At 74.1% G+C, this 11,333-nt stretch carries 8 protein-coding genes; 2 read left to right on the top strand and 6 right to left on the bottom strand.

The window, feature by feature from the left end:
* The 6 genes from M4J07_RS43055 to M4J07_RS43030 form a co-directional block, all read right to left on the bottom strand.
* On the bottom strand, positions 1–510 hold a 510-nt coding region (locus M4J07_RS43055; RefSeq protein WP_255981858.1), incomplete at its 3' end, for a Na+/H+ antiporter subunit E.
* Entirely contained in the window at positions 507–2,081 is a 1,575-nt protein-coding gene (locus M4J07_RS43050) for a Na+/H+ antiporter subunit D (protein ID WP_255981856.1), read from the bottom strand. The genes M4J07_RS43050 and M4J07_RS43055, both read right to left, overlap by 4 nt.
* Positions 2,078–2,653: a Na(+)/H(+) antiporter subunit C gene (locus tag M4J07_RS43045; protein WP_255981854.1), complete on the bottom strand. Its 576-nt coding sequence runs from the start codon at positions 2,651–2,653 to the stop codon at positions 2,078–2,080. The genes M4J07_RS43050 and M4J07_RS43045 overlap by 4 nt, the downstream gene beginning before the upstream one ends.
* Positions 2,650–5,553, bottom strand: coding sequence for a Na+/H+ antiporter subunit A (locus tag M4J07_RS43040; protein ID WP_255981852.1), 2,904 nt, complete (start codon positions 5,551–5,553; stop codon positions 2,650–2,652). Before M4J07_RS43040 ends, M4J07_RS43045 begins: the two co-directional genes overlap by 4 nt.
* A 126-nt stretch (positions 5,554–5,679) precedes the next feature.
* The gene (locus M4J07_RS43035; RefSeq protein WP_255981850.1) at positions 5,680–7,329 is read right to left on the bottom strand and encodes a thiamine pyrophosphate-binding protein; all 1,650 of its coding nucleotides are present in this window, start codon (positions 7,327–7,329) and stop codon (positions 5,680–5,682) included.
* Entirely contained in the window at positions 7,326–8,162 is an 837-nt protein-coding gene (locus M4J07_RS43030) for a cyclase family protein (RefSeq protein WP_255981848.1), read from the bottom strand. Before M4J07_RS43030 ends, M4J07_RS43035 begins: the two co-directional genes overlap by 4 nt.
* A 217-nt stretch (positions 8,163–8,379) precedes the next feature.
* Between M4J07_RS43030 and M4J07_RS43025 the strand changes: the two genes are divergently transcribed.
* Both M4J07_RS43025 and M4J07_RS43020 read left to right on the top strand, forming a co-directional pair.
* Positions 8,380–10,131, top strand: a complete 1,752-nt coding sequence (locus M4J07_RS43025; RefSeq protein WP_255981846.1) for a hydroxysqualene dehydroxylase — start codon at positions 8,380–8,382, stop codon at positions 10,129–10,131.
* A gap of 164 nt (positions 10,132–10,295) precedes the next feature.
* The coding region (locus M4J07_RS43020) for a DUF4139 domain-containing protein (protein ID WP_255981844.1) at positions 10,296–11,333 on the top strand (1,038 nt) is incomplete at its 3' end.

The raw sequence follows: 11,333 nt of genomic DNA, 5'->3' as shown, positions 1-11,333 counted from the left end.
CCGGACGACCAGCGCCTCCAGACGCCACACGTCCCGCCGGGTCCGGTCCACCACGCCGGAGTCGTCGGCGTCGTCGATGTGCAGGTACAGGGTGGCGGTCGAGCCGTTCACCTCGACGAGGGCGCCGCCCGGCACGCAGGAGACGGCGACGGCGGTGGCCGCGATCATCAGGTCGGTGCGGCAGCGCAGCCGCACGGCGATCACCGCGGCGGGCCGCCCCCGCCTGCTCAGCGCCTGCCGGGTCACCGTGATGCTGGACACCACCATGTCGTACGCCAGGTATCCGGTGAGCCGGACGATGCCGAACGGGCGCAGTCGCAGGGCGAGTTCGACGGTGGGCAGCGGGAAGACCAGGCAGAGGACGACCGCGACGACGATGCCGCTGAAGAGGTTGCCCCAGGTCGGCCCCGACCACAGCAGCATCCAGATCACGGTGAGCCAGGCGATCAGCGGCGGATCGAGGCGGCGGGCGCGCGGCCGGGCGGGGGCCTTCGGGGCGGAGGTTCTCACTGGCCGAGCACCGCCTCCACGTACGGGGTGCGGTCGAGGAGTTCGGCGGCCGAGCGGTCGGCCAGGCCGGTCAGCGGCGTCGCGAGCACGGTGTAGGAGAGGCCGAGGAGCACGGCGCCGACGGTCGCCCCCGTCATCACGCGCGGCACCCGCGCGGTGGTGCGGACGCAGACGGCGGTGACCGTCCCCGAGCCGCCGTCGGCCGAGTCGTCCGAGTCCTCCAGCACACTGCCCTCCAGGGACGGTGCGGACGGCGCCGCCCGCCAGAACGCCAGGTTCCACACCTTCGCCACCACGTACAGCGTCAGGAGGCTGGCGACGGCGCAGGCGCCGAGCAGGACGTACGCGTCGCTGCCGCCGTCGGCCGCACCGGCCCGCATCAGGCCGAGCTTGCCGAGGAAACCGGACAGGGGCGGGATCCCGGCGAGGTTCATCGCGGGCACGAACCAGAGCGCGGCCAGCAGCGGCGCGGCCCTGGCGACACCGCCGAGGCGCGTCAACTCCGTTGTCCCGTAGCGCTTTTCGAGCAGTCCCGCGGCCAGGAAAAGCGTCGTCTGGACGGTGATGTGGTGCGCCGTGTAGACGATGGCGCCGCCGATGCCGCCCCGGCTGCCGAGCGCGATCCCGTACAGCATGAAGCCGATGTGGCTGACGAGGGTGAAGGACAGCAGCCGTTTCAGGTCGGTCTGGGCGACCGCGCCGAGGATGCCGATGAGCAGCGACGCGAACGCGACGGCCATCAGCAGCACGGAGAGCCGGTTGCCGGGGAACAGCAGGGTCTCGGCGCGCAGTATCGAGTAGACGCCGACCTTGGTGAGCAGTCCCGCGAAGACCGCCGTCACGGGTGCGGGCGCGGTCGGGTACGAGTCGGGCAGCCAGGCGGCGACCGGGAACGCGGCGGCCTTCACGCCGAACACGGTGAGCAGCAGGGCCTCGATCAGCGTCCGCACGCCGAGCGGGACATCCTGCAGCCGGACGGCGAGCTGCGCGAAGTTGGCGGTGCCCGCGGCGGCGTAGGCGACGGCGATGCCCACGAGGAAGACGAGGGACGAGACGAGGGAGACGACGACGTACGTCGAACCGGCCCGCAGGCGCGGCTCGGTGCCGCCCACCGTGAGCAGCACGAAGCTCGCCATCAGCATGATCTCGAAGCCGACGTACAGGTTCACCAGGTCACCGGCGAGGAACGTGAGCGAGACGCCGGAGACGAGGACCAGATAGGCCGGGTGGAAGACGGCGATCGGGGCGCTCTCCTCCCGGTCGGCCATGTCCTGGCCCAGCGCGTAGACCAGCACGATGAGGGTGACGGCGCCGGACACGGTCAGCATCAGCGCGGCGAGCCGGTCGGCGACGAGGGTGACGCCGACCGGCGGGGCGAAGTCGCCGAGGTGCACGACGAGCGGTCCGGTGCGATCGGCCTCGACGAGCAGGACCACGTCGACGGCGAGGACGGCGGCGAGCACGCCGATGCCGATGATCCGGTGCAGCAGGCGCAGCCGGGGCCCGATGAAGAGGCTCAGGCCGCACGCGGTCAGCGGCAGCACGACGGGCAGCGGGACGAGGGCGTTCACCGGGGGTCGTTCTCCTGCCGTTCCGGGGTGGCGGGCGGGCGCGGGTCCGCGCCGAGGATGTCGTCCCACAGGTCGCCGGGGGCGTCCCGGGCGCGGGCCTGGAAGGCGCGCTCGGCGCGGATCCGGTGGCGCTGTTCGCGGCGCTCGTCGCGCCAGGCGCTCGGACCCTCGTCGCGGTGCAGCTCGCGGAGTTCGGCGCGCTCGGCGGCGATCTCGGCGCGCAGCACGACGCGCCGGTCCTCGACGTCGTCCTGCACGAAGTCCGAGCCGGTCAGCTGGCTGCTGCGGTACGCCATGGCGAGCACGAACGCCGTGGTGGCGAGGGTGATGACGACGGCGGTCAGGACGATGGCCTGGGGCAGCGGATCGGTGACGCGGGCGTGCGCGACCCCGGGGTAGAGCAGCGGCGGCACCCCGGCGCGGCCGGTGGTGGCGAGGACGAACAGGTTGACGCCGTTGCCGCAGACGATGACGCCGACGAGGACCCGGGTCAGGCTGCGGGTGTGGATGAGGATGCCGCCGACGGAGGTCAGGACGACGGCGCAGACGAGCAGGGTGAGGCTGACGGTCACCGGGTCCCCTCCCCCGCGCCGTCTGCGGCGAGCGCGAGTCCGGCGCGGTACTCGGTGTGCTGGTCGATCTTCGAGCCGAGGGCCCGGATGACGTCGAGGACCACGCCGAGGACCAGCAGGTACACGCCGAGGTCGAAGAGGATGGCGGTGCCCATGTGCCAGTCGCCGATCAGCGGCAGGTGTCCGTGCCAGGTCCAGGCGTGCAGCACCGTCCCGTCGGCGAGGCCGAGGAGCGCGACGCCCGTCGACAGGGCGAGGCCGAGTCCGGTGAAGAAGCCGGGGTGCACCGGGGCGGCGGCCGCCAGTTCGTGGCGTCCGCCCGCGAGGTAACGGATCATCAGGGCGACTCCGGCGACGAGCCCGCCGACGAATCCGCCGCCGGGCAGGTTCTCCGCGCACAGCAGCAGGTACACGGACAGCATCAGGATCGGGTGGAAGACCAGCCGGGCGATCACTTCGAAGACGACGGAGCGGTGCTCGGGCGCGAGCGTGTCACCGGCCGTCAGCCAGCTGCGTTCCGGCGCGGTCTGCAGGAACTCGTCCGGCACCCGGATGGCGCGCGAGGCCAGCGACCAGGCCGTCACTCCGCCGGGCAGCGCGGGCGGCGGCCCCGGTGCCGGGCCCTGTCTGCGGTGCACGTAGAGCAGGCTCGTGACGCCCAGGACGGCGACCGCGAGGACGGCCGACTCGCCCATCGTGTCCCAGGCGCGGAAGTCGACGAGGATCGTCGCGACGACGTCCTTGAGCCCGTGGTGGGCGGTCTCCTCCGTCATGGCGGCGCCGGCCGGGTCCGCGGTCCGCGCCCCGGCCGCCAGCCACACCGCGCAGGCGATCGCGGCGGCGCCGCCGAACGCGAGCAGGAACGCGGCCGTCCGGCGCCACGAGCGCAGCGTCTCGCCGAACATCACGGGCAGCCGCCGCATGACGAGGATCAGTACGACGGTCGAGACGGTCTCCACGCCGAACTGGGTGAGCGCCAGGTCGGGCGCGCCCTGCACGACGTACAGGAGCGCCGTGCCGTAGCCGGTCAGACCGGCCAGGACGGCCGCCTTCATCCGGCGTTGCACGGCCAGGCACATCAGGGCGCACGCGCAGGTGAGCGCGCCGACGGCGGCCTGCCACGGGGTGTCCCAGGCGCGGGGTGCGGGGACGCCGTGCCAGGGCCGGTCGGTGGCGAGGACCGCGAGGAGTCCGGCGAGCATGACGCCGAGGACGGTGGCGACGTACGCGGGCAGCGAGCCCTTCTGCACGGAGCCGGTGACCTGCAGCGCGGTCCGCTCCAGGCCGAGGACGGTGCGGCCGAACCACTCGTCGGCCTTGGGCCAGGCGAGCATCTGGCCGGCGCGCACCACGGCGTCGCGGCCGAGGAAGAGGGCGATGCCGCCCGCCCAGGCGAGCGCGGACAGCCAGAGCGCCGCCCCGAACCCGTGCCACAGCGCCAGGTGGTAGGGGTGCGCGGGGGCGGTGTACTGGGCCGCGTACGCCTCGAAGAGGTCCGCGACCCAGCCGACCCCCGGGCCGAGCAGCAGGCAGCCGACGGCGAGCAGGGCGGGCGGCGCGAGGAAGGCGGGGCCGACGCGGTGCACCGGGGTGTCGGGGACGCCCGGCTTGCGGGCGAAGGCGCCCCACAGGAAGCGCAGGGTGTACGCGGTGGTGAGCGCGGAGCCGACGACGATCAGGGCGAGCACCCAGCGTTCGGCGACGGTGCCGTGCAGCAGCGCGTCGAACGCGGCCTCCTTCGCCACGAAGCCGAGCATCGGCACGAGGGCGACCATCGACGCCGCGGCGGCCGCGGCGACCGCGCACACCCACGGCAGCGACCGGCCGACGCCGGAGAGCCGCCGCAGGTCGCGGGTGCCGGTCGCGTGGTCGACGATGCCCGTGACCAGGAACAGCGGCGCCTTGAACAGGGCGTGCCCGAGGATCATCGAGGCGGCGGCGAGACCGGTGTTGTACGTGCCGTCGCCGGCGAGCACGATCAGGAAGCCGAGCTGGCTGACGGTGCCGTACGCGAGGACGAGCTTGAGGTCGTTGAGGCGCAGCGCGCGCCAGCCGCCGAGCAGCATCGTGGCCGTGCCGAGCGTCAGCAGCACCGGCCGCCAGGGCGCGACGTCCGCGAACGCCGGGGCGAGCCGCGCCACCAGGTAGACGCCCGCCTTCACCATCGCCGCCGCGTGCAGATAGGCGCTCACCGGGGTGGGCGCCGCCATCGCGTTCGGCAGCCACATGCTGAGCGGCCAGATCGCCGACTTGGCGAGCGCCCCGGCGAGGATCAGCACGAGGGCCGCCGAGAGCGTGCCGCTCGCCGCGGGCGGCGCCTCCAGGATGCGGGAGATCCGGTAGGTGCCCGCCAGCTGACCCAGCATCAGGAACCCGACGAACATGGCGAGCCCGCCCACCGAGGTCACCATCAGCGCCTGCAGCGCGGAGCGGCGGCTCGCGCGCTTCTCGCTGTCGTACCCGATGAGGAGGAACGACAGGACGGTCGTCAGTTCCCAGAACAGGTAGAGGATCATCAGGTCGTCGGCGAGCACGAGCCCGAGCATCGCCCCGGCGAACGCGAGCAGGTTCCCGCCGAAGGGGCCCAACTGCCGCGTTCCCGGCGCGAAGTAGCTCACGCAGTACAGCAGGACGAGGGCGCCGACCCCGGCGGCGAGCAGCACCATGAGCAGCCCGAGCGCGTCGAGCCGGAACGCCACGTCGACGTCGTACGCCTCGATCCACGTCCACGACTCGCCCCGCGCCCCGCCGCCGGTCACCACGTCCCACTGGCACAAGGCCCAGCCGAGCGCGGCGGCGGGCGGCAGCGCGAGCACGACGAAGGCCCGCGGGCCCGCGCGGCGGACGAGCGGCGCGGCGCAGAGGGCTACGGCGAAGTGGGCCAGGACCAATACGGTCATGGACCATGCATATCGACAAGAAAGGGACTTATCGGGTGGGCGCGCCGGGGAGCGGGCGGACCATCAGGAGCGCGGGGCCGCGTCCAGGCCGTGTCGCGCCCGTGCGGCCACGGTCGACCACCGCGCTCAGTGCCCCCGAAACGCCTCCTCCAGCCACCACGCCCCCCGCTCCCGCACCACCTTCGCGTCGATGAGCAGCGGTGCGGCCCGCGGCCCTGTGAGCCAGTCCTGTACGGCCTTCAGGTCGGCGGGCGTGCGGACGGTCACCGCCTCGAAGCCGTAGCCGCGGGCCACGGCGGCGATGTCGGTGGGCGGGAACTCGACCGTGTCGAGCGGGAATCCGTCGGGGCCGAAGTGGTGGACCTCGGCGCCGTACGCGTCGTCGTTGTAGACGACGACCACCATCGGCAGTCCGAGCCGGCGGACCGTGTCCAGTTCGACGGCGCTCATCAGCGCGCCGCCGTCACCGAGAGCGGCCACCGCGAGCCGGTCGGGGCGGGCGAGGGCCGCGCCGATCGTGGTGGCGAGGCCGAGGCCGATGGACTGGAACGCCTGCGTGAAGCAGAGGCCCTGTGCGTCGGGGACGGCCAGGTACATCGTCGGGTGGCCCATGAAGTTACCCGAGTCGACGCCGATGACGCGCTCGGCGGGCAGCAGGTCGTCGAGGGCGATGCTGAGCGTGCGCGGGTCGATGCGGTCCCGGGTGCTCTCGTCGGCGTACGGGACGTCCCGCCAGCGCAGGCGCGAGGTGAGGGCGAAGGCGGTGGTGGGGGTGCGGTAGCCGGGGCCGTCGTCGTGTCCCAGTGCGGCCAGGGTCCGGTCAGCGGTGAGGCGGGTGTCGCCGGTGACCCCGAGGTGGACCGGCCGGTGGGCGCCGAGGGCGGCGGGGTCGTCGTCGACCTGGACCAGGGTCGTCTCGGGACCGATGAGCCGGCCGTGCCGGGTCGTCCACATCGTGAGCGAGCAGCCGAAGGCGACGAGCACGTCGGCGCCCTCGATGAGTTCGGCGGCGAGCGGCGACGAGAAGCCGCCCGCCACGTCGAGCGACCACGGGTTGCCGTGGAACAGGCCGCGGGCCACCGCCGACGTCGCGAGCAGCGCCCCGCTGCGTTCCGCGAGCGCCTCCAGTGCCTCGCGGGCGCCGGCGCCGCGCGCGCCGCGGCCCGCGAGGAGGACGGGGCGTTCGGCGTGGGCGAGGAGGCCGGCGAGCGCCGCGACGTCGTCCGCGGCGGGTTCGGCGGCGGGGCGCGGGCGGGGCGGCACGACCGCCGCGAGGGCCCGGCCCGGGTCCGCGACCTCCTGGGCCTGGACGTCGAGCGGAAGGTTCAGGACGACCGTGCACCGCTCGTGGACGGCGCGGCGCACGGCGGCGCAGGCCCGGTCGACGGCGTCGGCGGCCGAGGTCACCCGGACGCTGTGCGCGCCGACGGCCCGCGCCAACGCCTCCTGGTCCACGTGGAAGTTGGAGCGCGGCTGGGTGGCCTCCGCGGCGAGCACGACGAGCGGGGTGCCGCTCTTGGCGGCCTCGCCGATTCCGGTGAGGGCGTTGGTGAGCCCGCATCCTTGGTGCACGCTGACCGCCGCGACGGTGCCGCTGACCCGGGCGTACGCGTCGGCCATGGTGGCGGCGCCGCCTTCGTGGCGGGCCGCGACGAACCGGGCGCCCGCCGCCGTCATCGCGTTCGTGACGTGGAAGTTGCCGGAGCCGACCACACCGAAGACCTGCCCGACCCCGGCCGCGACCAGGGCCCGGCCGACCGCCTCGGCGACGTTCACGACGCCTGCCCCGCCCGTTCGACGAGGGCGAGGACGCGTGCGGGCGCCCCGGATCCGGAGACGATGGGCAGCGGTCCCGCGATCACGACGGCGCCGGTCGGCGGCAGGCCGGCCAGGTTCTGGAGCTGCGTGAGGCCGTACTTGCCGCTGCCCATGAGGTACGAGTGGCAGGGGTAGGGCGGTTCGAAGCCGTGCGCCCCGCCCGCGTCCGTGCCGACCGTCTCCACGCCGAGTCCGATCACCGGCGACTCCTCGGCGACCCAGCGGGCGCACGCGGCGGACAGGCCGGGCGTGTGCGGGCCGTTCTCGTCGGCGTTGAGGAACGCCTCCTGGCCGTGCGAACGACTGCTCCATCCCGTGCGGACGAGGAGCCAGCCGCCGTCGGGCAGCGCGCCGTACCGGTTCTGCCAGGCGTGGACGTGCTCCACCTCGACGAGGAAGTCGGGGTCCTTGGCGACCTCGTCCGTGAAGTCCAGCACGGCGGCGGGGGCGACCAGTTGGTGGGCGGGCACCGACGCGACGTCGGCGAGCTCCCGTCCGGTCACCCAGTGGTTGGGGGCGTCGAAGTGGGTGCCGGTGTGCTCGCCGGTACGGAAGTTGTTCCAGTACCAGGCGGGCCCCCGGTCGTCGTACCGGCTGATCTCCTCCAGCTCGAAGACCTGCGTCTGCCCGAACTGGGGCGGCAGCTGGAGCACCGGCGTGGTGGACGACAACGGCGCGGTGAGGTCGACGACTTCGATCCCGCCACCCCGCAACCCGGCCACCAGGGCGGCGAGTACGGAGGGCGTGGAGGATCCCGGCGCTGCTGCGGGCGCTGCCGCTGGCTCAGACATGCCTGCATCTTGAAGCCATCGGAGGGGCCGCACAAGCGTCCGGCGGGCACGGACCGGCCCCCTTCCGCGACGGACGTGGCCCGGTGTTCTCCTTCCGTCCGCCGGATTCGTGGGAACGGTTTCGTGTGAACCCTGCGAACATGTCGGGCCTTTCGTTCCGCTCTCGCGCGGCCGCCCCTAGCGTCCCGGCGACACCACTTGTCCGGGGGAGGGCATCGTGCCGGGACGCAGACAGGTACTGGGCGCGGGCGGGTCGTTGGCGGCGGCGGGGGCGCTCGGGCTGCGGCCGTCGCGGGCCGGGGCGGCGCCGCTGTCCCGGCCGCGCAGGACGGTGGCCGTGCTCGGCGGCGGTGTCGCCGGGCTCACCGCGGCGCACGAGCTCGCCGAGCGCGGCTTCGACGTCACCGTCCACGACCGGCGAGCGGCGTGGGGCGGCAAGGCGCGCAGCATCCCGGTGGCCGGCACCGCGGCCGGCGGCCGCCGCGATCTGCCCGGGGAGCACGGGCACCGGGGCTTCTTCGGCTTCTACACCAACCTCCCCGACACGATGCGCCGCATCCCCTTCGAGGACCGGGCCAACGGTGTCTGGGACAACCTGACGACCGTCCCCTACCTCGCGTTCAACCGGAACGACGGCAAGGGCGACCTGTTCCTGCCCACGCTGCCGCCCACCACCCGCACCCTGGACCCGGGCACGCTGCCCGTCGTCCTGGCAGGCCTGCTGCGGACCGTGCCCCACCTCCTGCCGCACGAGGTCGTGCTGCTCGCCCGGAAGCTGGCGATCCTCATGACGAGCTGCGACGACCGGCAGTTCGGGCAGTGGGAGCACACCCGGTGGCTCGACTTCATCGAGGCGGCGGGCAAGTCGGAGTTCTACCGGGTGATGTGGGGCGGCTCGGCGAAGGTGATCCAGGCGCTGCGCCCCGAGACGGCCAGTGCACGGACCTGCGGGCAGGGCATCTCGAAGATCCTCTACGCCCTGCTCGGGCTCGGCCCCGACGGTCCCTTCGACCGGATCCTCGACGGGCCCACCAGTGAACGGTTCGTCGACCCCTGGGTGCGTCATCTCGGCTCGCTGGGGGTCCGGTTCGTCACCGGGCACCACGTCGAGGCCCTCGACCTCGGCCCGGACGGGCGCATCGCGGGCGCCCGCGCCCGTACCGCGGCCGGTCCCGCCCGCATCGACGCCGACTGGTTCGTCGCGGCCCTGCCGGTGGACCGCGTACGGCAGTTGTGGTCCGCCGGCATCAGGGCGGCGGATCCGCGGCTCGCCGCGATGGACCGGCTGCGCACGACCTGGTGCCAGGGCATCGTCTTCTATCTGAAGGAGACGTTCCGCGGGCCGCTGGCCCACCTCAGCCTGATGGACTCCCCCTGGGCCCTGTGCCCGGTGGGACAGTCCCGCTTCTGGTCCGACCCCTACGCCGGGACCTGGGGCGACGGGTCGGCGGCCGAGTCGCTGTCCGTCGTGATCTCCGACTGGGAGACGCCGGGCGTGCTGTACGGGCGCCCCGCTCGCCGGTGCACGCCGAAGGAGATCGCGGAGGAGGTCTGGGCGCAGCTCAAGGAGGGTCTGGGGGACGACGTCCTGCCGGACGCCGCACCGCACTCCTGGTTCCTCGACCCGGCGGTCGCCCGTGGCGCGGACGGCCAACTCACCAACGACGACACGTACTTCCTCAACGACGTCTCGTCCTGGGAGCTGCGCGCCGAGGCCGTGACCGCCGTCCCCAACCTCTTCCTCGCGGGCGACCACGTCCGCACCCGCGCCAACGTCGACTTCACGTGCATGGAGACCGCGAACGAGGCGGGCCGGCGTGCCGCGAACGGTGTGCTGGCCGCGGCCGGTGCCGACGGGGCGGACGAGGTCGAACTCTTCGCGGGCGCCGAACCGCCGGGCTTCGCGGAGCTCAAGGCCGCCGACCGGACGCGCTACCGGCTGGGGCTGCCGCACGTGCTCGACCTCTGAACCGGCCGGGTCCGCACACACCGTCGATGCCACTGCATGCCGCTGCATGCCACTGTGCCGACAACCGCATGCGCCCCTCCCGCACGAAGATCACCGCGTAGTCTTCCCCGGAGCCGGAGCCGGAGTTGGGCCGTGCCCGGCGGTGTACGGGGGAGGGAAGCGCGATGACGGACGATGCGGCGAAGCAGCCGTGGGCCTCGGAGCTCACGTCGGTGGTGGTGTACGCGCGGGGTGCCGTGTGCGTGCGGCTGGCCCGGGGCGGCGTGCCGGGTGACGGCCGGGTGCGGGTGAGCGGGCTGCCCCGGGTGCTGGAGCCGGGGTCGCTGCGGGCCCGTGTCGTGGGGTCGTCCGGTGTGCGGGTCACCGAGGCGCGGGTCGTCGTCGACGCCGAACCGGCCGCGCCCGACGCGCCCCTGGACCTGCTCCGCGAGGTCGAGTCGCTGCGCGAGCGGCAAGCTGCCGTGGAGGCCCGCCGGGGCCGGCAGGCCCGGCGGATCGACGAGGTCGCGGCGCTGCGCCCGGTTCCCCCGACGCGCAAGCGCGACGACCCGCACCGGCGCACGCCCGTCGACGCGTGGCTCGGGCTCGCGGAGTTCGTCGACGGGCGGCTGACCGCCCTGCACGCCGGACTCGTCGAGCTGGACGAGGAGCTCCGCATGGTCACGCACGAGCTCGACATCGCCACGGACCGCCTCGAACGCGCCTCCACGGACCGGCCGTCGGCGCCCGTGCGGACCACGGTGTCGGCCGTCCTCACCCTGGACGGTGCCGCCGAGGCCCACGCCGAGGTCGAGATCGAGTACCGCGTGCCGGGAGCGATCTGGCTGCCCTCCTACCGGTTGACGCACCGTCAGGACGGAGGCGGCGGACAGCTCGTGCTGCGCGCCTCGGTGGCGCAGCGCACCGGAGAGGACTGGACCGGCGTGCGCATCGGCCTGTCCACCGCCGACCTGCGGCGCCCCACCGGGGTGCCGCGTCTGCACTCGGTGCGCATCGGGCGTCGGCAGCCCGTGCCCGCGCCGTCCGGCTGGCGCGAGCCTCCTGCGGGTCTCGGCGCGCTCTTCGCCGGGTACGAGGCGGCGGGGCCGCGGCCGAGTACGCCGCGGCGCGGGGGCCCGGACTCGGTGGGCTCCGCGTACGGGTACGCGGAGGAGGCCGAGGAGGCGTCCGGACCCGCGTACGGGGCACCGGCCCCCGGGCAC

This window comes from Streptomyces longispororuber (assembly GCF_024448165.1).
Taxonomy (GTDB): Bacteria; Actinomycetota; Actinomycetes; order Streptomycetales; family Streptomycetaceae; genus Streptomyces; species Streptomyces longispororuber_A.
The sequence above is the reverse complement of the archived record's forward strand: the minus strand, read 5'-3'. Positions and strand labels throughout refer to the sequence as shown.

What these genes read in the sequence shown, in the direction of transcription:
- M4J07_RS43040 (WP_255981852.1), bottom strand. Translation starts at nt 5,553, where the DNA reads ATGACCGTATTGGTCCTGGCCCACTTCGCCGTAGCCCTCTGCGCCGCG.
- M4J07_RS43030 (WP_255981848.1), bottom strand. Translation starts at nt 8,162, where the DNA reads ATGTCTGAGCCAGCGGCAGCGCCCGCAGCAGCGCCGGGATCCTCCACG.